Here is a 20,962-nt window from a genome sequence, read left to right on the forward strand (position 1 = left end):
CGGGCGTCAGGACAGGGGCAACGCGGGCAGGTCGGCATCGACCAGGCGCGATCCGATCGCCTGCCGGGCGAGGCGGCGGCTGCGGTCGGAGGCGTTCACCAGGACGGCCTCGCGGGCGGCGAGCAGCAGGGGCAGGTCGATCGCGGCATCGGAGACGGCGCGCACGTAGGGGGGCGGAAAGCCCTCCTCGGCGAGGGCTCGCAGTTTGGCTTCGCCCGTGCAGTGGCGCGCCACGCCGGCGCTGCCCCAGCGCGGCCGCAGTCGCGAGGCGACCAGGGTGACGCCGGGATACACGCCCAGTCGCCGCAGCGCGACCCGCGCCAGCGGCTCGAACGCGCCCGTCGCCACGACCACCCGATGCCCGTCGCGGACGTCCGCGCGCACCCACGCGAGTTCGCGTTCGCGCGGGCGCATCGGCTGCGTTTCGGCGAAGCGCTCGGCCATGGCCTCGAGGAGGTCGATGCGGCGCCCCAGGGCGCCGAAGAACAGGAAGATCGAGACCCCGGCGCGGCGCGTCGCCTCGAAGCGCATCAGGGCGAACCCGAGCGGCGCGAAAGGCAGCAGCAGCGCTCGCCGCCAGCCCTGCAGCAGGTGCCGGATGAAGGCCGCACCGATGTCGCCTTCGACGAGGGTGCCGTCGAAGTCGTACACGATCACGTCGCCACGGCCGCTGCTCATCGCGGGCCGCTGTCCTCGGCGTCGCGGCGGTCGTAGGCGCGGACGATCTTGGCCACCAGCGGGTGGCGCACCACGTCCTTGGCCTCGAAGACACTGAAGCTGATGCCGTCGACGCCCTTCAGCACCTCGACCGCGTCGCGCAGGCCGCTCTTCTGGTGCTTGGGCAGGTCGATCTGCGAGAGGTCGCCCGTGACCACTGCGGTCGTGCCGAAGCCGATGCGGGTCAGGAACATCTTCATCTGCTCGACCGTGGTGTTCTGCGCCTCGTCGAGGATCACGAACGCATCGTTGAGCGTGCGGCCGCGCATGTAGGCCAGCGGTGCCACCTCGATGACGTTGCGTTCCATCAGCTTGGCCACCTTCTCGACGCCGAGCATCTCGTAGAGCGCGTCGTACAGCGGTCGCAGGTAGGGGTCCACCTTCTGCGAAAGGTCGCCGGGCAGGAAGCCGAGCTTCTCGCCGGCCTCCACCGCCGGGCGCACCAGCAGGATGCGCTGGATGCGGGCTTCGTTGAGCGCCTCGACCGCGCTGGCCACGGCGAGGTAGGTCTTGCCGGTGCCGGCGGGGCCGATGCCGAAGTTGATGTCGTGCGTGGCGATGGCGTGCAGGTAGGCCGCCTGGTTGGCGCCGCGGCCGCGGATGGTGCCGCGCTTGACCTTGATGGCCACGTCCTGCGGGGCGAAGCCGAGGTCACGCTCTTGCGCCGTCTCGTCGTCTGCGCCAAGGCGCAGGTGGATGGCCTCCGGCGTCAGCACGTCGGTCTCGGTATCCGCCCAGAGCTGGCGCAGCAGGCGCTCGGCGACGGTGGTGGCTTTCTCCGGCCCCGTCACGCGGAACACGCCCCCGCGGTTGGCAATCTGCACGCCCAAGCGCAGTTCGATCTGCCGCAGGTGGGCGTCGAGCGGGCCGGCGAGGTTGGCCAGCCGCTCGCCGTCCGCCGGTTCCAGCGTGAAGTCGCGCGGCGCGGCAGCGTCGGCCATCAGGCGGCCACCGTCTCGCGCGTGACGATGCGGCCGCGCAGCGAGTTGCTCAGCGCTTCGGTGATCTCGACCTCGACGAACTGGCCGACCAGGCGCTGCGGGCCGGCGAAGTTCACGAAGCGCATGTTCTCGGTGCGGCCCGTGACTTCATTCGGGTTCTTCTTCGACGGGCCTTCCACCAGCACGGTCTGCACGGTGCCCACCATGGCCTGCGAGATGCGCCGCGCGTTCGCGGTGATCGTTTCCTGCAGGCGGGTGAGGCGCGCGCTCTTCACTTCCGGGCTCGTGTCGTCCGGCAGGTTGGCCGCCGGCGTGCCCGGGCGCTTGCTGTAGATGAACGAGAAGCTCTGGTCGAAGCCGATGTCCTCGATCAGCTTCATCGTCTGCTCGAAGTCGCGATCGGTCTCGCCGGGGAAGCCGACGATGAAGTCCGAACTGATGCAGATGTCCGGCCGCGCCTCGCGCAGCTTGCGGATCTTGGCCTTGAACTCCAGCACGGTGTGGTTGCGCTTCATCGCCGTGAGGATGCGGTCCGATCCGGCCTGCACCGGCAGGTGCAGGAAGGACGCCAGCTTGCGAACGTCGCGGTAGGCCTCCACCAGCGAATCGGTGAACTCCATCGGGTGCGAGGTGGTGAAGCGGATGCGGCCGATGCCCTCGAACTCCGCGATGGCGCGGATCAGGTCGGCGAGGTCGGCGGTGCCGCCGTCCTCGGTCGCGCCGCGGTAGGCGTTGACGTTCTGGCCGAGCAGGGTGACCTCGCGCACGCCCTGGTCGGCGAGCTGGGCCACTTCCACCAGCACGTCCTCGAAGGGCCGGCTCACTTCCTCGCCGCGGGTATAGGGCACCACGCAGAAGGCGCAGTACTTGCTGCAGCCTTCCATGATCGAGACGAAGGCGGTCGGGCCGTCGGCGCGCGGTTCGGGCAGCTTGTCGAACTTCTCGATCTCCGGGAACGAGATGTCCACCTGCGGCTTGCCGGTCTCGCGCTTGGCGTCGATGAGCTCCGGCAGGCGGTGCAGGGTCTGCGGGCCGAACACCACGTCGACGAAGGGCGCGCGCTTGATGATGGCCTCGCCTTCCTGCGAGGCCACGCAGCCACCGACGCCGATCACGAGGTTCGGGTTGGCCTTCTTCAGCTCCCTCCAGCGGCCGAGCTGGGAGAACACCTTTTCCTGCGCCTTCTCGCGGATCGAGCAGGTGTTGACCAGGATGACGTCGGCTTCCGCCTCGTTCTCGGTCAGTTCGAGGCCGTGTTCGGCGGCGAGCACGTCGACCATCTTGGTCGAGTCGTACTCGTTCATCTGGCAGCCGTGGGTCTTGATGAAGAGCTTGCCGGGCATACGGTGCTTACTCCGTTCCGGTGGATGGGGCGCGGATTGTACGCCCGGGGCTTGGCAGCCGGGCGGGGCAGGGGGACACTGCGCGCATGCGTCGCCGTCGCGCCCCCGTACCGTCATTTCCCGCCGCCCTCGCCGGATGGCTCGCTCTTGCGCTGGTCCTCGGCCCGGGCGGGGCTCCGGCGGCGTGGGCCGGAACGCTCTACCGCTGCGTTGGTCCGGATGGCATCTCCCATTACGGCAGTCGTCGCCAGTCGGGAATGGCCTGCACCGTGGCAGCCAGCTACCGGCCGGACCCGCGCCCGGCGATCACCGGGCGCTCGGCGCCTGCGGCCGCCGCTTCGCCCGCCGCCGCCGTGGAGGACGCACCTTCCGTCCCGGCGCCAGCGGCGTCCACCCGCCGCGTGGCGTTCCAGACAGGCCCGGGTGCGGCACCGGCGCCTGCGGCCCGTGGGGCGCGGGTCACCCGGGGCGCCGTCTACACGTATACGAAGGACGGGGTGACGCATTACACCAACGTCCGTCCCCGGAACGCCGGCGCCGCCGTGCGCACCCTTTTCACCTATGTCGAGACCTGTTACGCCTGCGGATCGCTGCCGGGCGTCGATTTCTCCAACGTCCGGCTGAACACCGCGGCCTATGCGGCCGAGATTCGTGCCGCCGCGGCGCGCTTCGGTGTCGATGAAGCCCTGGTGAGGGCCATCGTCCATGCGGAGTCGGCTTTCAATCCCAACGCGGTCTCCCACAAGGGTGCGCAAGGCCTGATGCAGCTCATCCCGGCAACGGCCGACCGCTTCAACGTGGCCGATCCGTTCGACCCGGCGCAAAACATCGCGGGGGGCGTGCAGTACCTTGCCTGGTTGCTCGACCGTTTTGACGACAACATCACCCTCGCCGCCGCTGGTTACAACGCGGGTGAAGGCAACGTGGACCGCTACGGCGGGGTGCCGCCCTTCGACGAAACCCAGCGCTACGTCGGCCGCGTGGCCACCCTTCACGCGCGCTACCGCGAGGCGCTTGGCGCCGGCGGGTCGGTCGCCCTTTCGATGTCGTCCGCGGGCGCCCCGTAGACGTTCTGGCGTTGTTAGGCAAACGGGCGTTCGGCTACACTTCCGCCCTGCTGCGACGGGCCGCTCTGGCCCTGCGCATCCTCACGTACAGCGAAGTTCGGAGAGCCGAATGGCCAACGAAGGGGTCAACAACGGGCGTCGTCGGTTCCTGACCGCGACCACCGCCGTGGTCGGTGCCGCAGGCGCAGCCGCCGGCGGCTACGCCTTCCTCAGCACCTGGAAGCCCAGCGCCCGCGCGCAGGGTGCCGGCGCGCCGGTCGAGGTGGACATCAGCAAGCTCGATCTGGAGCCGGGTGCCCGCATGACGGTCCAATGGCGAGGCAAGCCGGTCTGGATCTTCAAGCGCAACGGCGAGCAGCTGAGCGCCCTGCCCACGCTGGATGACCGTCTGGCCGATCCGAAGTCGGACAATGCCGACCAGACCCCGGCCTTCGCGAAAAACGAGACGCGGGCCATCAAGCCCGAGATCGGCGTGCTGGTCGGCATCTGCACCCACCTCGGCTGCTCGCCGCTGTTCGTGCCCGAGCTGCAGCCCCAGGCTTTCGACAGCGAATGGAAGGGCGGCTTCTACTGCCCCTGCCACAACTCGCGCTTCGACCTGGCCGGCCGCGTGTTCTCCGGCGTTCCCGCGCCGTCGAACCTCGAGGTGCCGCCCTATCACTTCGCGAAGACCGATGCCAACCGTATCGTGGTCGGCGTCGCTCCGGAGGAGGCAGCCTGATGAACGCCAAGATCGAGAATGCCGTCAGCGGCGCCGTGGACTGGTTCAACCAGCGCACGCCCGGCCTGATCCCCTTCTACAAGAAGCACATGTCGGAGTACTACGCTCCGAAGAACTTCAATTTCTGGTACTTCTTCGGTTCGCTGGCGCTGCTGGTGCTGGTCAACCAGATCGTCACCGGCATCTTCCTGACGATGCACTACAAGCCCAGCGCGACGGAAGCCTTCGCGTCGGTCGAGTACATCATGCGCGACGTCGAGTGGGGCTGGCTGATCCGCTACATGCACAGCACCGGCGCCTCGCTGTTCTTCGTCGTCGTCTACCTGCACATGTTCCGGGCCCTGATCTACGGGTCGTACCAGAAGCCGCGCGAGCTGGTCTGGGTGCTCGGCATGCTGATCTTCCTCACGCTGATGGCCGAAGCCTTCCTGGGTTACGTGCTGCCGTGGGGCCAGATGTCCTACTGGGGCGCGCAGGTGATCATCAACCTGTTCTCGGCGATCCCGGTGATCGGCGGTGACCTCACCGAGTTCATCCGCGGCGATTTCCTCGTCTCCGATTCGACGCTGAACCGCTTCTTCGCCCTTCACGTCATCGCCCTGCCGCTGGTCATCCTGCTGCTGGTCGTGCTGCACCTCGGCGCCCTGCACGAGGTCGGCTCCAACAACCCGGACGGCGTCGACATCAAGAAGGTGAAGGACAAGGCCACCGGCAAGCCGCTCGACGGCATCCCCTTCCACCCGTACTACACGGTGAAGGACCTCGTGGGCGCCGGTGTGTTCCTGATCATCGCCAGCTTCATCATCTTCTTCGCCCCGACCTTCGGCGACCTCTTCCTGGAGTTCGACAACTTCAACGAGGCCAACCCGCTGGTCACCCCCGAGCACATCAAGCCGGTGTGGTACTTCACCCCCTACTACGCGATGCTGCGCGCCGTCCCCGGCAAGCTGCTTGGCGTCATCGTGATGGGTGCAGCGACACTGATCTTCTTCCTGCTGCCGTGGTTGGATCGCAGCAACGTCCGCTCCATCCGCTACCGCGGCTGGGTCAGCAAGACGATGATCACGCTGTTCTGCATCTGCTTTGTGGTGCTGGGCTGGCTGGGCCTGCAGTCGGGCTCCGAGCTGCAGACGCTGGTGGCGCGCATCTGCACGATCTTCTACTTCGGCTTCTTCATCACGATGCCGATCTGGACCTCCCTCGACAAAACCAAGCCGGTTCCGGAGCGGGTGACCTCGCATGCTTAAGACGCGCATTTCCGCCTTCCTCGCCGCGGCGGCGTTGCTGCTGGCCCCGGCCCTCGCGTCGGGCGCCGGCAAGGTGAGCCTCGACAACGCGCAGATCGACCTTCAGGACAAGGCTTCGTTGCAGCGCGGCGCCGGCTTGTTCATGAACTACTGCGCCGCCTGCCACTCGCTGCAGTACATGCGCTACTCGCGTTTGGCGGAGGACCTCGAGCTCACTCCCGAGCAGGTCGAGCAGTTCCTGATCAAGGGCGATGCCAAGATCGGCGACGTGATGAAGACCGGCATGGCGAAGGGCGACGGTCAGGCGTGGTTCGGCAAGGCCCCGCCGGACCTGTCCACCACGGCCCGCGGCAAGATCGGCCAGGAGGACTGGATCTACACCTTCCTGAAGTCCTTCTACGTGGACGAAACCCGTCCCATGGGCTGGAACAATACCGTCCTCTCGGGCGCCAGCATGCCCAATGTCCTCTGGGAACTGCAGGGCATGCAGCGCAAGACCGAGGACGGCTTCGTGATCCAGGAGCACGAGCGCGGACGCCTTTCCGCTGCCGAGTACGACCGCGCCATCCTCGACATCTCGGCGTTCCTGACCTACGTCGGCGAGCCAGCGCGCCTCCAGCGCGAGAGCCTGGGCGTTTGGGTCATCCTGTTCCTCTCGTTGTTCACCTTCCTGGCCTACCTGCTCAAGCAGGAGTACTGGAAGGACGTGCACTGATCCTGCGGTCCGCGAGGTCTGTTCTGCGCCGCGAAGGCCGCCCCCGGGCGGCCTTCGCCGTTCAAGGGGGCTATGGCCCTTGCGGTTCGCGGCCCATTTACGGCACGTTAGGGATTGTTGGGCCGTCGGCGAAGGGTCGAGGGCCGCGTCGAAGGGAAGTGCCGATGGCTGCAAGCCCGCGTTTGCGCAACACCTTGACCCTGTTCTCCGCAAGGGATTGCGTCCTCTGCCACCGCGTCCGCCTGGTGCTGGCCGCGAAGGGGGTCAATTACGACCTGGTCCCGGTCGATCCGGCGAACCCGCCGGAGGATCTGATCGACCTGAATCCCTACCACTCCGTGCCGACGCTCGTGGAGCGCGAGCTGGTGCTGTATTCGGCGTCGGTGGTGACGGAGTACCTCGACGAGCGCTATCCGCATCCGCCCCTGATGCCGATCGATCCGCTCTCGCGCGCAAGGCTCCGCCTCGCCATGCTGCGCCTCGAGCACGAATGGGTGCCGCACGTCCAGGCCGCCCAGCAGGCCGGCAGCAAGGCCCAAGCCGACAACGCGCGCAAGCAGCTGCGCGACCTCGTGCTCGCGGCCCTGCCGCTGTTCAAGGCGTCGAAGTTCTTCCTGAATCCGGAAATGAGCCTTGCGGACTGCGCGATGGCGCCGATCATCTGGCGCCTGCCGTCGCTCGGCATCGTGCTTCCTAAGGAAGCCAAGCCGATCGATGACTACGGCCAGCGCATCTTCCGGAATCCCGGCTTCATCCGCAGCCTGACGCCGGAAGAGAAGGCCCTGCGAGAGATCCCCGCATGAGCGAAGGCGGAACGCCGGCCCTAATGACCTCGAATCGTCCCTATTTGCTGCGGGCGATGCATGCGTGGATCGTCGACAACGGCATGACGCCCTACCTGCTCGTCGACGCGCAGCATGAGGGCCTGCAGGTGCCGCCGTCGGCGGTGAAGGACGGGAGGGTCGTGCTGAATGTCGCGGCGCGCGCCGTGGCGCACCTGCAACTGGGCAACCGCGAGGTCAGCTTCATGGCGCGCTTCGGCGGCGTCAGCCATACCGTGGTCGTTCCGGTGTCGGCGGTGCTCGCCGTCTATGCCCAGGAAACCGGCCAGGGCATGGGCTTGCCTCCCGATGAGGGCGAGGTGGCGCCACCGCAGGATGCGGCCGATGATCCCAGCCCGGCGCCCGAGCCGCCCAAGCGCGGCGGCCACCTGCGGATCATCAAGTAACCGGAGCGCGGTCGCGGCAGACGCCTACACCCCGCCCGGCCCGACGTAGACCAGCGGGGCCCGTTCCGGGCCGATCAGACCCACCACGCGCTCGCCAAGCAGGCTGACGCGGCCCAGTTGGCGCTCCTGGCCGCTGGACGAGAACTCGAAGTCGAAGTCCCGCTGCCAGCCGAGGCGCCCGTCGTCGTTTCGCGCGAGGCGCTTGCGCACGCGCTGGACGTTCTGGTCCAGCCAGATCACGCCGGCCTGCTCGCAGGCCCTTTGGGCCACGCGGGTGGCCACGTCGGCGGCCCGGCGGTCGGACCACCAGTTCCAAGCCAAGCCGGCGGTGATGAGGAGGACGCTGACGCTGAGGATATCCATCCTCGCAATGTGGCGGCCGTCAGGCGGCGACGCAAGGGCGCGCCCCGGGGAGGATGACGAAGCCCTCGCCCCTCGCGCACACTGTCGGCCGCGACCGTGCCTTCACGGTCACCGCCAAGCACGGGGGAAAAGGATGAAGCTGGTTTTTCCAAACGGTGAGCACGCAACGGCCCTGCTGGCATCGGGCGTGAACCGCATCGGCAGCGATCCCGATGGCGTCGTGGTGATCAACGCGCCGGGCATCGAGCCGCGACACCTCGAGGTCCATATCACCAGCACGGGCGCCAACCTCCAGCTGCCGGAAGGTGCCGGCCCCGTATTCGTCAACGGCAAACCGGTGAAAGCCCTGATGGCCCTGCGTACGGGCGACCAGATCGGTTTCGGCGGCGTCGTCGCGAAGTTCGTCGCCAACGAGTCGCCCAAGACGGTGGCCGGAAGTTCGCCGTTGCCGCCGTCGGTCGTCGCCGCGGCGCAGGCCATGGCCGCCGACGGCGACAGCGGCGCGACGCGCGTTCGCGCGGCTGCGCCGAAGTTCGTGTTGCGCGGTGTTTCCGGAAACACCTTCGGAAAAATGTTCGGCGTGACCGGGCCGATGACCATCGGCCGCTCGGCGGAGTGCGACATCGCGATTCCGGTGGAGGAGATCTCCCGGCGCCACGCCATGGTGAAACCGGGCCCGTCGGGCTTGGAGGTCGAGGACCTGGGCTCGTCGAACGGGACGTTCATCAACAACAAGCGGGTCCAGGTGGGCCACTTGAGCCCGGGCGACGAACTGCGACTCGACCAGGTGCGGCTGATCCTCGTGGCTCCGGGACTGGAGATCCAGCAGGTCCAGCAAAAGGGGGCGGTGTCGGCGGAACCGGCGGCATCCGCGGGCAACTCGGGCCTCACGAAGGCGATCGCCGTAGGGGTGATCGTCGCGTCCTTCGCGCTTATCGCCTGGCTGATGCTGGCGCGCTGAGCCTCAGCGACAGATCGACGGCGCGCACGTGCTTCGTGAGCGCCCCGACCGACACGTAGTCGACGCCGGTTGCGGCGATGGCCGGCAGCCGCTCGAGCGAGACGCTGCCGGAGACCTCCAGCGGGATGCGGCCTGCGGCGCGGCGCACGGCCTCGCGCATCATCGCGTCGTCGAAATCATCGATCAGGATGCGGGTGCAGCCGGTGGCCAGCGCCTGGTCGAGCTCGTCCAGCGATTCGACCTCGATGATCAGCGGCAATGACGGGTGCAGGGCGCGCGCCCGTGCCGCGGCCGCCGCGATGGAACCTGCCGCCGCAATGTGGTTTTCCTTCAGCATCACCGCATCGAACAACCCGATGCGGTGGTTCACGCCGCCGCCGGCGCGCACCGCGTACTTCTGCGCGAGCCGAAGGCCGGGCAAGGTCTTGCGGGTGTCGAGCACGCGCGTCTGCGTGCCGGAGAGCGCCGCCGCGTAGGACGCCGTGGTGGTGGCTGTGCCCGAGAGCGTCTGCAGGAAGTTCAACGCGCTGCGCTCCGCGCTGACGAGGGCGCGAGAGCGGCCCTCCAGGGTGCACAGCACCGTGCCGGGTTCGACGCGCTGCCCTTCGCTGACGTGCCAGCGGATGCGGATGGCGGGATCGAGGGCGCGGAAGCAGGCCTCGAACCAAGGCCCCCCGGCAATCACGGCGGATTCCTTGCAGACCACGTGCGCGACCGCCGGTGCGTCATCGAGGAGTGCCGCCGTTGCGTCGCCGTCGCCGAGGTCTTCGGCGAGGGCGGCCCGCACCGCGGCCTCGACGGCCTCGGGCGGGGGCGGTGCGAGATCGCGCGCCATCAGCGCGCCGCGAGCCCGTCGAGACCGGCGGCCTGCAACGACTCTTCGACCAGCAGCACCGGGATGCCGTCGTCGATGCGGTAGACCTGCTTGCCGTCGCGGCTGGCCAGCGCGTCGGCGAGGGGGCGGGTCTCGGTGCGGCCGTCCCCGCGACGCAGCTCGCCGCGGCCGATGGCGGCGTTGAGGGCGTCGCGCTGGGCGGCATCGAGGCGGTGCAGCGGCTGGTGGGTGGCCGGGCAGACCAGGAGATCGAGGAGCTTGCGGTCCATGGGCGGCGGGGCGCTGGGCCTGACGGAAGATCCGTCTAGAATACGGTTTTGCCGGAGAGGCTCGCCATGGCGACGGGTGCAGGTCTGGGGGAAACCGCCGTGAAGGTGGGCATCGTGATGGGCTCGACGTCCGACTGGGACACGATGCAGCACGCCGCCGATCGCCTGACGCGCATAGGCGTGCCGCACGAGGTGCGCGTGGTCAGCGCGCATCGCACGCCGGACCTGCTGTTCCAGTACGCCGAGACGGCCGCGGCGCGTGGCCTGCGCGCGATCATCGCCGGCGCGGGCGGCGCCGCCCACCTGCCGGGCATGCTGGCCGCCAAGACCGCGGTGCCCGTGCTGGGCGTGCCTGTGCAGAGCAAGGCGCTGAACGGCCTCGATTCGCTGCTGTCGATCGTGCAGATGCCGGCGGGCGTTCCGGTCGCCACGTTCGCCATCGGCCAGGCCGGGGCGGCCAACGCCGCGCTGTTCGCCGCCGCGATGCTCGCGCATGACCACGCCGATGTCGCCTCCGCGTTGGAGCGCTTCCGCCGCGAGCAGACGGACGCCGTGCTGGCCAAGCCGGACCCGCGCGCATGACCACCGTCGGCATCCTCGGCGGCGGGCAGCTGGCGCGCATGATGGCGCTGGCCGGCGCGCCGCTGGGCCTGCGCTTCCTCGCGATGGACACCAGCGCCGACGCCTGCGCCGGCCAGTTCGTGCCGATGGTGGTCGGCGACTGGCGCGACGAGACGGCGCTGGCCGAGTTCGCCTCGCGTGTCGACGTCGCGACCTTCGATTTCGAGAACGTGCCGGCCGAAAGCGCCGAGTGGTTGGCGGCGCGCATCCCGGTGTTCCCGGCGCCGCGCGCCCTGCGCATCGCCCAGGACCGCCTCGCCGAGAAGACCCTGTTCAACGAGCTCGGCATCGGCACACCGGCCTTCGCCGCCGTCGACACGCGCGCGGGACTGGACGAGGCCGTGGCCCGCATCGGTCTGCCCTGCATCCTGAAGACGCGTCGGCTCGGCTACGACGGCAAGGGCCAGTTCCGCCTGAAGACGCCGGTGGACCTCGACGCGGCCTGGGCCGCCCTCGGCGCCCAGGCGCCGAAGGTGGGCCTGATCCTCGAAGCCTTCGTGCCTTTCGAGCGCGAGGTGTCGGTGGTGGCCGTGCGCGGCCGCGACGGCGAATTCCGCGCCTGGCCGCTGACCGAGAACTGGCACCGCGACGGGATCCTCTCGGCCTCGATGGCGCCCTGTGCCGACGGCGCCGCGCTCGAGCCGCAGGCCGTGGCGTATGCCCAGCGGGTGGCCGAGGCGCTCGACTACGTCGGCGTGTTTGCGCTGGAGCTCTTCGTGCGTGACGGGCAGCTGCTGGCCAACGAGATGGCGCCCCGCGTGCACAACTCCGGACACTGGACCATCGAAGGCGCGGAGACCTCGCAGTTCGAGAACCACTTGCGCGCCGTGCTCGGGCTGCCCTTGGGCAGCACGGCCGCCGTGGGCCACAGCGTGATGTTGAACTGGGTCGGCGCCATGCCGGAGGCCGCGCCGGTGCTGCGCAGCGCTGCGGGCCACTGGCACGACTACGGCAAGACCTCGCGCGAGGGCCGCAAGGTCGGCCATGCGACGCTGCGGGCCGATGATCGCGCGACCCTTCGGAGCGAGCTGGACACCGCGGTCGTTGCGTTGTCGCGTCGCGGGGAATTCAGCGGCGTGATCGCGCGCCTGGGCTGAGCCTCAGGCCCCATCGCCCGGCTGAGCCCGTCGGGCTCAAGCCCAGTCGCCGTACAACGCTTGCAGGGCCGCCAGCACGGCCAGCCCGGCCGTCTCGGTGCGCAGCACGCGCGGCCCGAGCTGCACGCCCTCGAAGCCGGCCTTCACCAGCAGCCGATGGTCGCGTTCGCCGAGGCCGCCTTCCGGGCCGATCACCAGCACCACCGGCCGGGTGGTATCGACGTCGAGCGCTTTCAGCGCGCGGCCCTGGTGCGGGTCGAGGATGAGCCTGCGGGCGTCGGCCGGCAGCTCGGCCAAGGCCTCGTGCAGTGCGCGCGGCTCGGCGACGGACGGCACGCGCGCGCGGCCGCTCTGCTCGCAGGCCGCGGCGACCACGCCGCGCCAGTGCGCGATGCGGCGCTCGGCGCGATCGGCGTCGAGCTTCACCTCGGTGCGCTCGGTCATCACCGGCTGGATGGCCTGAACGCCGAGTTCGGTGGCCTTCTGCAGGATCAGGTCCATCTTGTCGCCGCGCGCCACGCCCTGGAGCAGGGTGATGGCCAGCGGCGACTCGTTGCCGCGCGTCTCCGCCGAATCGACGGTGACTTCGACGGCCTTCTTCTCGGTGCCGGTGATGCGTGCGGCGTAGTCGTGGCCGTCGCCGTTGAACAGGGTGACGGCATCGCCCTCGCGCAGGCGCAGCACGCGCAGCAGGTGCAGGCTCTTCTCCTCGGGCAGGCGGATCACCGCGCCGGCCGAAAGCGGGGCCTCGACATGGCAGCGGATCACGCGCATCGGACGAAAGCCTCGATGGCCGCGGCGGTGGCGCGGTCGAGCACGGCGATGGCCTCCTCGTCGATGCCGTAGGGCGGCATCCAGTACAGCACGTTGCCCAGCGGGCGCAGCACGGCGCCGGCCTCGAGCCCGGCACGGTAGGCGGCCAGCGTGCGCTTCCGCGGGTGGTCGGCGTGCTCGCGTCGCGTGGCGCGGTCCTCGACCAGTTCGAAGGCGAGGATCATGCCGGTCTGGCGCAGGTCGCCGACGTTCGGATGGTCGGCGAAGCGCGCGGCGGTGGCGGCGAGCGTCGCGGCGGTGCCTCGGTTGGCGGCGATGGCATCGGTGGTCTCGAACAGGTCGAGCGTGGCGTTCGCCGCGGCACAGGCCACCGGGTTGCCGGCGAAGCTGTGCGAATGCAGGAAGGCGCGGGTGCGGTCTTCGCTCCAGAAGGCCTCGTACACGGCCTCGTTCGTGAGCACCGCCGAGAGCGGCAGCGCGCCGCCCGACAGGCCCTTCGACAGGCAGAGGAAATCCGGCGTGACGCCGGCCTGCTCGCAGGCGAACAGCGTGCCGGTGCGGCCGAAGCCCACGGCGATCTCGTCGGCGATCAGGTGGATGCCGTGGGCGTCGCACAGCCGCCGCGCTTCGGCGAGGTAGGCCGGGTGGTGCATGCGCATGCCGCCCGCGCACTGCACCAGCGGTTCCAGCACCAGCGCGCTGATGGTCGCGCCATCGCGCTCGAACAGGGCGCCAAGGGCCGCCGCCGCGCGGCGCGCGCAGGCCTCGGCCGATTCGCCCGGTTCGGCGAGATACGCGTCGGGCGAGGGGGCGAACACCGGCTCCAGCAGCAGGGGCGCGTAGATGCGGCGGTAGAGCGGGATGTCGCTCATCGCCAGCGCCCCCAGCGTCTCGCCGTGGTAGCCGTTCTGCAGCGCGACGAAGCGCGTGCGGGCGCCGTCACCGCGGTTCTGGTGGGCGTGGAAGCTCATCTTCAGCGCGATCTCGATCGCCGCGCTGCCGTTCTCGCCGTAGAACACGCGGGACAGGGGCGCATGCGTCGCGCTTCGTGGGGCCAGGGCCACCAGCCGTTCGGCCAGCCGCAGGCCGGGCTCGTGGGCGAAGCCGGCGTAGATCACGTGCTCCAGTTCGGCCGCCTGCGCGCCGATGGCGGCGGCGATGTGCGGGTGCGCGTGGCCGAACAGGTTGGTCCACCAGCTCGAAATGCCGTCGAGGTAACGCCGCCCGTCCAGGCCCTCCAGCCAGGCCCCGCGGCCGCGGCGGATCGGCAGCAGGGGCAGCTCGCCGCGGTGCTCGCGCATCTGCGTGCAGGGGTGCCAGACGACGGCGAGGTCGCGGGTGAGGAAGGCCTCGACATCGCCCTCTGCTAGCATCGGCGCGATGGAAATGTTCTGCGTCATGCCGCGAATGATGGTGAGCCGCCGCCGGTCTGTCCATGCGCGAGGCCGGCCATGAGCCGCCCCCTGCCGACCATCCACGGGCGCGAGGAGGTCGATGTCGGTGCCTACCGGCTGGAGAAGGTCGACCTCGAGTTCAGCAACGGCGAGCGCCGGCGCTTCGACCGCCTGAAATCGAAGGGCCATGGTGCCGTGATGATCGCCGCGCTGCCGGACCCCGAGACGGTGCTGTTGATCCGTGAGTACGGCGCCGGCACGCATCGCTACGAGCTCGGGCTGCCGAAGGGCAAGATCGACGCCGGTGAGAGCGGCCTCGAGGCCGCCGCCCGCGAGATGCGCGAGGAGATCGGTTTCGGCGCGGAGCGGCTCACCCACCTGAAGTCGATCACGCTCGCGCCGACCTACATGAGCCACGAGATCCAGCTGGTGGTCGCCGAAGGCCTGTTCCCCGACAAGCTCGAGGGCGACGAGCCGGAGCCGCTGGAGGTGGTGCCCTGGCGCCTCGACCGCCTGCACGAGCTGATGTTGCGCGAGGAGTTCTCGGAAGGGCGTTCGATCGCCGCACTGTTCCTCGTGCGCGAGTGGCTGGCGCACGGCAGGCCCACGCCGTGAGTCCGGTGGCCGGGGCGGAAGCCGCGGACGTCGCGGTGCGCTACGCCCCGTTGCGTGAGCCCGCCATCGCGCTGGCCGAAGCCGCGGGCCGCGCGATCATGGCCGTCTACGCGCGCGAGTTCGTCGTCGAAGCCAAGGACGATCGCTCGCCACTGACCGAGGCGGACCTCGCCTCGCATCGCCTGCTGGTCGCCGGCCTCGAAACGCTGACGCCGGACATCCCGGTGCTGTCGGAGGAGTCCGCGACGATCCCGGTGGCCGAGCGCCGCGCTTGGCCGCGGCTGTGGCTGGTCGATCCGCTCGACGGCACGCGCGAGTTCGTCAAGAGGAACGGCGAGTTCTGCGTCTGCATCGCCCTCGTCGAGCACGGCGTGCCGGTGCTCGGCCTCGTGCATGCCCCGGTCACCGGCGTGACGTGGTCGGCGCTGGCGGGCCACGGCGCCTGGCGTCGCGAGGTGGGCGGCCCTGACATCGCGCTGGCCACGCGCCTGCCGTCGCCAGAGACGACCTCCGGCGTGGGCCTCCGCGTCGCCGCCAGCCGCTCGCACCTCGACCCGCGCACCGCGGCGCTGCTGGAGCGGCTGCCGGAGGCGGAACGCGTGCCGATGGGCTCGGCGCTGAAGTTCGGCCTGCTGGCCGAAGGCCGGCTCGACCTGTACCCGCGCTTCGGCCCGACGTCCGAATGGGACACCGCCGCCGGCCAGTGCCTGGTGGAGGCGGTTGGGGGTGCCGTGCGCGACCTCGACGGCCGGGCGCTGCGCTACAACCAGCGCGACATTCTGCTGAACGGCGATTTCATCGCGATGGCCGACGCCGGCCTGCCGTGGAGGACCTGGCTTGAGTGACCCGACCGCCCAGCCGCGCGAGCGCATCGAGACCCTGCTGGCGGTGATGGCGCGGCTGCGCGACCCCGAGCGCGGCTGCCCGTGGGACGTGAAGCAGGATTTCGCCAGCATCGCCACGTACACGATCGAGGAAGCCTACGAGGTGGCGGAAGCCATCGACCGCGGCGACCTCGGCGACTTGAAGGACGAACTCGGCGACCTCCTGCTGCAGGTGGTCTTCCATGCGCAGATGGCGAACGAGCAGGGGGCTTTCGCGTTCGCCGATGTCGTCGCCGCCATCAACGACAAGATGATCCGTCGCCATCCGCACGTGTTCGGCGACGCCTCCGTCGAGGATGCCGATGCGCAGACCGCGGCCTGGGAAAAAATGAAAGCGGCGGAGCGCGCAGCGAAACGCCGCGATTCCGACGCGCCGCCCTCGGCGCTTGACGACGTGCCCAGGGCCCTGCCGGAATGGCAGCGCGCGCTCAAATTGCAGAAGCGCGGCGCCAACGTCGGCTACGACTGGCCGGACGCCACGCCGGTGATCGCCAAGCTCGAGGAAGAGCTCGAGGAAGTCCGCGAGGCGCTGGCCATGCCGGCCTCGCCCGAACGCCAGGATGCCCTGGAGGACGAGATCGGCGACCTGCTGTTCGTGGCGATGAACCTCGCCCGCAAGGCCAAGGTCGATCCGGGTACGGCGCTGCGCCGCGCGAATGCCAAGTACGAGCGCCGCTTCCGCCAGATGGAAGCGCTGGCGCGTGCGCAGGGCGGCGAGTTCAGTGCGCTGTCGCTGGACGAGCAGAGCGCCCTGTGGAACGAGGCGAAGCGCATCGAGCGCGGCGGGTGAGCGCGGACCGCGACGGCCCCTGCTGCCGCGCACCATGGCCGAACGGCGACGCCGTGCGCTGATTCATGCCGTCTCGACGCGCCACCCTTAGCCTCGGCATCTTTCCGCCCCAGGCGGCGCCGCGCTCCGCCCCACGCCTCGATCCGACATGACCACGCCCACGACCGGTTTCGCCAGCTTCCGCGAGTTCTATCCGTTCTACCTCGGCGAGCACAGCAACCGCACCTCGCGGCGCCTGCACGTGATCGGCTCGACCGGTGTGCTCGTGCTGGTCGGCCTCGTGCTGGCGCGGGTGCTCTCGCCGTGGTGGTTGTTCGCCGTGCCCGTCTGCGGCTACGGCTTCGCGTGGGTAGGGCACTTCTTCTTCGAGCACAACAAGCCGGCCACGTTCAAGCATCCGGTCTATTCGCTGATGGGCGACTGGGTGATGTTCAAGGACGTGGTCACGGGGAAGATCCCGTTCTGAGCGCGGCTCAGGCCTGCAGGCCGTCCAGCAGCCGGTCGAGCACCTCGCGCGCCTTCTCGCGCGCCAGCGGCGGGTCGTCGTGCGCCGCGATCCACAGCGCGGCGTCGATCATGCCGCCGTTGAGCATCCGCGCCAGGGCCTCGGGGTCGGTGCGGCGCAGGGCGCCTTCGTCCATCCGCTCGGCCAGGCCATCGATGATCGGCTGCAGCGAGCCCGCGGCATCGATGTCGCGATGGCGCTGCCCGAGCACGGCCGGCGCGTCGCGCAGCATCACCCGCTGGTACTCCGGCTCCAGGGCGAGGTCGAGGTAGGCCTGGCAGCAGTCGCGGAAGCCGGCCCAGCCGCCCGGCCCCGCCTCATAGGCCGCATCGAGACGGGCGTTCGTCTCGGCGTCGATTTCCCGGACCACGGCCTCCAGCAGCCCTTCCTTGCCGCCGAAGTGGTGGTACAGCGCCCCGCGGGTCAGGCCGACTTCGGCGCACAGCGCCTCCATCGAGGTCGCCGCGTAACCCTGCGTGGCGAAGCTGCGGCGGGCGGAGTCGAGCAGGGCCCGGGTGGTCCGGGCGATGCGGTCGGCGTTCCGGCTCATTTCACATACACCATGCATGTAATTGCATACGATGTGTATGTTAGTCGGAGAGCGTCGTCGTGGAGCGAACGAAAACGATCGTGGTGGTGGGCGGCAGCCGGGGCATCGGTGCGGCGGTGGCGGCCCACCTCCAAGGGCAGGGCCACCGGGTGCTGGCCGTCTCGCGGGGGCCGGCGGTGGCGGGCGAGTGGGTGCCGGCCGACCTGCTGGAGGATGCGGGCATCGAGGCGGTCGTCCGTGCGGTCGGTGGCGCGCCGCTCGACGCCCTGCTGTACCTCGGCGGCAGCTGGGAGCAGGGGGCCTTCACCGCCGACTACGACTTCATGGCCTCCCCGCGTGCCGAGACTCGCGCGGTGATCGGCATCAACCTCGTGGCGCCGATCCTCCTCGCACAAGCCCTCGCCCCGGCCCTGTCGGGCGCGCCGTCGCCGCGCGTGGTGCTGCTCGGCGCCTGGCTCGACCCGCCCGGGGCCTACCCGGAGGTCGCCAACGCCGCGTCGAAGGCCGGCCTCCACGGCGCCGCGCGGGCGATGGAGGCGTCCCTCGCGCGCTTCGGTATCGGCGTCACGGTGATCGATCCGGCCAACGTCTCCACGGACGAGGTGGAAGCGGACATCGCGGACGGACGCTTCGGCGCGCAGCGCGCGATCCCGCTCGCCGATGTCTGCCGCACCATCGACTACGTGCTGGCCCTCTCGCGCGACACGGTGCCCGCGCGCCTCGTGCTAGCGCAGCAGCAGCCGGCGGCCCGCGCATGAGCGCCGTGCGCCGGGCCCTCGCCGAGATCGGGCCGCTCGCGGCGCTCGCCGCGCCGCTGGTGGCCGGCTTGGTCGCTTCGACCGGCGTGACCCTGGTCGACACCGCGATGCTGGGGCCGCTGGGCGCCACGCCGCTGGCCGCGGTCTCGCTGACCACGTCGGTGGCGATCATCTTCTACGCCGGGCTCTACGGATTCGCCGGGCCGGTCGGCCTGTTCGCCGGCCGCTGCTTCGGCAGCGGCGAGCTCGAGGGCATCGGCCACATCGCCCGTCACGGCGCCCTGTTGGCCACCGTTGGCGGCGGGGCGGGCGCGCTGCTGATGGCCGCGGGCCTGTTCGTGCTGCCGTATGCGGGGCAGCCGGACGAGGTGCTGGCCGTGATTGGCCCGTACTGGCTGTGCCTCAGTGCCTCCATGCTCGCCTTCACCCACGCGATGGTGGTGAAGAACCTGCTCGACGCGGCAGGACGGCCGTGGCTGAGCGTGGCGGTCACGGTCTTTCCGGCCCTGCTCAACGTGGTCTTCAACTGGTTGCTGATCTACGGTCATTGGGGTTTTCCGCGACTCGGCCTGACCGGCGCGGGCATCGCCAGCCTCTCGGCACAGGCGATCGGTGCGATGGTGGGGTGGGTCGTGGTGCGCCATCTGCCGTCGCTGCGCGCGTGGTGGGGGGCGCGGCGGTTCGAGCGCGCGGAGCTCGCGCGGCAGTGGAACGAGGGCCGTCCGATGACGGTGCAGCTGTTCCTCGAAGGGGCCGCGGTGGCCGTGGCCGGCGTGCTGATCGGCCTCTTCGGCGCGGTCGCGCTGGCCGGCAACCAGATCGCGCTGTCGGTGGGCAGCACGCTGTACATGCTGCCGCTCGGCGTGGCGGGTGCCGTCACCATCCGCATCGCGCAGGTGATCGGTGCCGGCGAGTGGCCGCGCGTCGCCGCGATCGGGCAGGCCGGCCTGCTGGTGGTGACCGGCTGGATGGGCGGCTTCGCCCTGCTGTTCCTGTTCGCCGGCGCGTGGATCGGCGGCTTGTTCGTCGACGACCCGGCCGTCATCGCCGCGGCGGCGGCGATCTTCTTCGTGTTCGGCTTCACCCAGCTGATGGACGGCGTGCAGTCGGTGAGCCTCGGGGCGCTGCGCGGGATGCTCGACAACGATTTCCCGACCCGCGTGTCGCTGGTGGCCTACTGGTTGATCGCACTGCCACTGTCGGCGCTCTTCGGCTTCGGGTTCGAGCTTGGCGCGCCTGGCGTCTGGGCGGGTTTCGGCGTGGGCTTGGCGCTCGCCGCCGTCGCGCTTGCGTGGCGATTCATCCGGCTCAGCCGTGCCGGGTCGCCGCCGGCGCCCGGCGACACCGTGGCTGGCTGATCCGCGTCCTCACTCGAGGAACAGCAGGAAGGCCGCTACGACGATCAGCACGAAGGCGGCGATGTGGTTCCACTTGATCGCCTCGCCGAGGTAGCTGATCGAGAAGGCGGCGAACACGGAGAGGGTCAGGATTTCCTGGATCCCCTTCAGCTGCGCGGCCGAGTAGACCTGGTGGCCCATCCGGTTGGCCGGCACCTGCAGGCAGTACTCGACGAAGGCGATGCCCCAGCTGACGAGGATCACCGTCATTAGTGGGGTGGTCTTGAACTTCAGATGCCCGTACCAGGCGATCGTCATGAACACGTTCGAGGCCAGCAGCAGCAGGACGGGGGCGAGGTGGGTCCACATCGGGGGATCCGGGCGGGCAGACGGGGCGGCCAGTGTGCCGCCCTCGTCCCGTTCACACCCGTCTCACCCGCACGGGTGCCCAATGGCGGCGTGAATTCACAAAGCTGAATACGCAATCTTCACATCCCTGAAGGAGCCCGCCATGCGCCGTGACGACCCCGCCGGACTGATCCTCGTCGTCGAGGACAACCGCAACCTCTCCGAGATGATGGGCGAGTACCTCGAAGCCCGAGGCTTCGGCGTCGACTACGCCGGCGACGGCCATGACGGCTTCCGCCTTGCCGTCGACAACAGCTACGACGTCATCGTCCTCGACCTTATGCTGCCCCGCATGGACGGCATCGAGCTGTGCCGCAAGCTGCGCAACGAGGCGAAGAAGAGCACCCCGGTGCTGATGCTCACCGCGCGCGACACGCTGCAGGACAAGGTGATCGGCCTCGACGCCGGCGCCGACGACTACCTCGTCAAGCCTTTCGCCATCCAGGAGCTCGAGGCGCGCCTGCGCGCCCTGATCCGTCGCGACCGCCGTCAGGTGAGCGCCGAAGTGCTGAAGGTGGCCGACCTCGTGCTCGACACCGCTTCGCTGCGCGTGACCCGCGGCGGCAAGGAGATCCAGCTCTCGCCGATCGGCCTGCGCCTGCTCACCATCCTGATGCGCGAGTCGCCCCGCGTGGTGACCCGCCGCGACATCGAGCGCGAGATCTGGGGCGACGGCCTGCCGGATTCCGACACGCTGCGCAGCCACCTCTACAACCTGCGCAAGGCCATCGACCGGCCGTTCGACAAGCAGCTGCTGCACACGGTGCAGACGGCCGGCTACCGTATCGCCGACCTCGACACCGCACCCGCCGCCTGAGCGGC

The 20,962-nt window shown here is 69.9% G+C and carries 26 protein-coding genes; 16 read left to right on the forward strand and 10 right to left on the reverse strand.

The annotated features are described in order from the left end of the window. Positions 1-6: 6 nt before the first annotated feature. The 3 genes from ACYVAK_RS13985 to miaB are packed head-to-tail and all read right to left on the reverse strand — an operon-like array spanning position 7 to position 3,118. Positions 7-678 carry an HAD family hydrolase gene (locus ACYVAK_RS13985; RefSeq protein ID WP_461062014.1) on the reverse strand — a complete coding sequence of 224 codons (672 nt, stop codon included), beginning with the start codon at positions 676-678 and terminating at the stop codon, positions 7-9. Then, positions 675-1,658: a PhoH family protein gene (locus ACYVAK_RS13990; RefSeq protein WP_461062016.1), complete on the reverse strand. Its 984-nt coding sequence runs from the start codon at positions 1,656-1,658 to the stop codon at positions 675-677. Before ACYVAK_RS13990 ends, ACYVAK_RS13985 begins: the two co-directional genes overlap by 4 nt. Then, the gene (miaB, locus tag ACYVAK_RS13995) at positions 1,658-3,118 is read right to left on the reverse strand and encodes a tRNA (N6-isopentenyl adenosine(37)-C2)-methylthiotransferase MiaB (RefSeq protein WP_461062018.1); all 1,461 of its coding nucleotides are present in this window, start codon (positions 3,116-3,118) and stop codon (positions 1,658-1,660) included. The genes ACYVAK_RS13990 and miaB overlap by 1 nt, the downstream gene beginning before the upstream one ends. Between miaB and ACYVAK_RS14000 the strand changes: the two genes are divergently transcribed. The 6 genes from ACYVAK_RS14000 to ACYVAK_RS14025 all read left to right on the forward strand — a co-directional run bounded on the left by ACYVAK_RS14000 (position 3,088) and on the right by ACYVAK_RS14025 (position 7,979). Continuing rightward, complete coding sequence (locus ACYVAK_RS14000) at positions 3,088-4,068, forward strand: lytic transglycosylase domain-containing protein (protein WP_461062020.1); 981 nt, start codon at positions 3,088-3,090, stop codon at positions 4,066-4,068. The genes miaB and ACYVAK_RS14000 overlap by 31 nt on opposite strands. A gap of 109 nt (positions 4,069-4,177) precedes the next feature. Continuing rightward, positions 4,178-4,789: a ubiquinol-cytochrome c reductase iron-sulfur subunit gene (gene petA / locus ACYVAK_RS14005; RefSeq protein ID WP_461062022.1), complete on the forward strand. Its 612-nt coding sequence runs from the start codon at positions 4,178-4,180 to the stop codon at positions 4,787-4,789. Continuing rightward, complete coding sequence (locus ACYVAK_RS14010) at positions 4,789-6,036, forward strand: cytochrome b (protein WP_461062024.1); 1,248 nt, start codon at positions 4,789-4,791, stop codon at positions 6,034-6,036. The genes petA and ACYVAK_RS14010 overlap by 1 nt, the downstream gene beginning before the upstream one ends. Next, positions 6,029-6,751 carry a cytochrome c1 gene (locus ACYVAK_RS14015; RefSeq protein ID WP_461062026.1) on the forward strand — a complete coding sequence of 241 codons (723 nt, stop codon included), beginning with the start codon at positions 6,029-6,031 and terminating at the stop codon, positions 6,749-6,751. Before ACYVAK_RS14010 ends, ACYVAK_RS14015 begins: the two co-directional genes overlap by 8 nt. Positions 6,752-6,915: 164 nt before the next feature. Then, positions 6,916-7,554: a glutathione S-transferase N-terminal domain-containing protein gene (locus ACYVAK_RS14020; RefSeq protein ID WP_461062028.1), complete on the forward strand. Its 639-nt coding sequence runs from the start codon at positions 6,916-6,918 to the stop codon at positions 7,552-7,554. Between the two features lie 23 nt (positions 7,555-7,577). After that, complete coding sequence (locus ACYVAK_RS14025) at positions 7,578-7,979, forward strand: ClpXP protease specificity-enhancing factor (protein WP_461062030.1); 402 nt, start codon at positions 7,578-7,580, stop codon at positions 7,977-7,979. 24 nt (positions 7,980-8,003) lie between these two features. Here the strand turns inward: ACYVAK_RS14025 and ACYVAK_RS14030 are convergent, their stop codons facing one another. After that, positions 8,004-8,342 (reverse strand): DUF3301 domain-containing protein, encoded by a 339-nt coding sequence (locus tag ACYVAK_RS14030; RefSeq protein WP_461062032.1) that lies wholly within the window; start codon positions 8,340-8,342, stop codon positions 8,004-8,006. Between the two features lie 187 nt (positions 8,343-8,529). On the opposite strand from ACYVAK_RS14030, the gene ACYVAK_RS14035 reads away from it, so the two are divergent. Beyond that, entirely contained in the window at positions 8,530-9,303 is a 774-nt protein-coding gene (locus ACYVAK_RS14035) for an FHA domain-containing protein (RefSeq protein ID WP_461062034.1), read from the forward strand. Here ACYVAK_RS14035 and nadC read toward each other — a convergent pair. Together nadC and ACYVAK_RS14045 are read right to left on the reverse strand one after the other, a co-directional pair. Beyond that, positions 9,275-10,138: a carboxylating nicotinate-nucleotide diphosphorylase gene (gene nadC, locus ACYVAK_RS14040; protein ID WP_461062036.1), complete on the reverse strand. Its 864-nt coding sequence runs from the start codon at positions 10,136-10,138 to the stop codon at positions 9,275-9,277. The two genes, ACYVAK_RS14035 and nadC, sit on opposite strands and share 29 nt — an antisense overlap. Beyond that, a complete protein-coding gene (locus ACYVAK_RS14045) occupies positions 10,138-10,407 on the reverse strand; it encodes a Trm112 family protein (protein ID WP_461062038.1) in 270 nt (89 codons plus the stop codon). The genes nadC and ACYVAK_RS14045 overlap by 1 nt, the downstream gene beginning before the upstream one ends. A 66-nt stretch (positions 10,408-10,473) precedes the next feature. Here ACYVAK_RS14045 and purE point away from each other — a divergent pair, with 66 nt between their 5' ends. Together purE and ACYVAK_RS14055 are read left to right on the forward strand one after the other, a co-directional pair. After that, entirely contained in the window at positions 10,474-10,989 is a 516-nt protein-coding gene (gene purE / locus ACYVAK_RS14050) for a 5-(carboxyamino)imidazole ribonucleotide mutase (protein ID WP_461062040.1), read from the forward strand. After that, entirely contained in the window at positions 10,986-12,125 is a 1,140-nt protein-coding gene (locus ACYVAK_RS14055) for a 5-(carboxyamino)imidazole ribonucleotide synthase (protein ID WP_461062042.1), read from the forward strand. The genes purE and ACYVAK_RS14055 overlap by 4 nt, the downstream gene beginning before the upstream one ends. A 36-nt stretch (positions 12,126-12,161) precedes the next feature. On the opposite strand, the gene ACYVAK_RS14060 is transcribed toward ACYVAK_RS14055, so the two are convergent. Next, complete coding sequence (locus ACYVAK_RS14060) at positions 12,162-12,899, reverse strand: 16S rRNA (uracil(1498)-N(3))-methyltransferase (protein WP_461062044.1); 738 nt, start codon at positions 12,897-12,899, stop codon at positions 12,162-12,164. Continuing rightward, on the reverse strand, positions 12,890-14,299 hold the full coding sequence (locus tag ACYVAK_RS14065; RefSeq protein WP_461062046.1) for an adenosylmethionine--8-amino-7-oxononanoate transaminase: 1,410 nt from the start codon (positions 14,297-14,299) through the stop codon (positions 12,890-12,892). Before ACYVAK_RS14065 ends, ACYVAK_RS14060 begins: the two co-directional genes overlap by 10 nt. Positions 14,300-14,350: 51 nt before the next feature. Between ACYVAK_RS14065 and nudE the strand changes: the two genes are divergently transcribed. The 4 genes from nudE to ACYVAK_RS14085 all read left to right on the forward strand — a co-directional run bounded on the left by nudE (position 14,351) and on the right by ACYVAK_RS14085 (position 17,048). Then, positions 14,351-14,908, forward strand: coding sequence for an ADP compounds hydrolase NudE (nudE, locus tag ACYVAK_RS14070; RefSeq protein ID WP_461062048.1), 558 nt, complete (start codon positions 14,351-14,353; stop codon positions 14,906-14,908). Beyond that, complete coding sequence (cysQ, locus tag ACYVAK_RS14075) at positions 14,905-15,753, forward strand: 3'(2'),5'-bisphosphate nucleotidase CysQ (RefSeq protein ID WP_461062050.1); 849 nt, start codon at positions 14,905-14,907, stop codon at positions 15,751-15,753. Before nudE ends, cysQ begins: the two co-directional genes overlap by 4 nt. Further along, complete coding sequence (mazG, locus tag ACYVAK_RS14080) at positions 15,746-16,582, forward strand: nucleoside triphosphate pyrophosphohydrolase (RefSeq protein ID WP_461062052.1); 837 nt, start codon at positions 15,746-15,748, stop codon at positions 16,580-16,582. Before cysQ ends, mazG begins: the two co-directional genes overlap by 8 nt. Positions 16,583-16,730: 148 nt before the next feature. Further along, positions 16,731-17,048, forward strand: a complete 318-nt coding sequence (locus tag ACYVAK_RS14085) for an Mpo1-like protein (protein ID WP_461062054.1) — start codon at positions 16,731-16,733, stop codon at positions 17,046-17,048. Between the two features lie 7 nt (positions 17,049-17,055). Here ACYVAK_RS14085 and ACYVAK_RS14090 read toward each other — a convergent pair whose 3' ends face one another. Further along, complete coding sequence (locus ACYVAK_RS14090; protein WP_461062056.1) at positions 17,056-17,637, reverse strand: TetR/AcrR family transcriptional regulator; 582 nt, start codon at positions 17,635-17,637, stop codon at positions 17,056-17,058. Between the two features lie 59 nt (positions 17,638-17,696). On the opposite strand from ACYVAK_RS14090, the gene ACYVAK_RS14095 reads away from it, so the two are divergent. Continuing rightward, positions 17,697-18,395, forward strand: a complete 699-nt coding sequence (locus ACYVAK_RS14095) for an SDR family NAD(P)-dependent oxidoreductase (RefSeq protein ID WP_461062058.1) — start codon at positions 17,697-17,699, stop codon at positions 18,393-18,395. Continuing rightward, positions 18,392-19,753, forward strand: coding sequence for an MATE family efflux transporter (locus ACYVAK_RS14100; protein WP_461062060.1), 1,362 nt, complete (start codon positions 18,392-18,394; stop codon positions 19,751-19,753). Before ACYVAK_RS14095 ends, ACYVAK_RS14100 begins: the two co-directional genes overlap by 4 nt. Positions 19,754-19,762: 9 nt before the next feature. Here ACYVAK_RS14100 and ACYVAK_RS14105 read toward each other — a convergent pair whose 3' ends face one another. Next, positions 19,763-20,101, reverse strand: a complete 339-nt coding sequence (locus tag ACYVAK_RS14105; protein WP_461062062.1) for a DMT family protein — start codon at positions 20,099-20,101, stop codon at positions 19,763-19,765. Positions 20,102-20,243: 142 nt separating this feature from the next. On the opposite strand from ACYVAK_RS14105, the gene ACYVAK_RS14110 reads away from it, so the two are divergent. Next, positions 20,244-20,957 (forward strand): response regulator transcription factor, encoded by a 714-nt coding sequence (locus ACYVAK_RS14110; protein WP_461062064.1) that lies wholly within the window; start codon positions 20,244-20,246, stop codon positions 20,955-20,957. Positions 20,958-20,962 lie beyond the last annotated feature (5 nt).

This window comes from Silanimonas algicola (assembly GCF_054777375.1).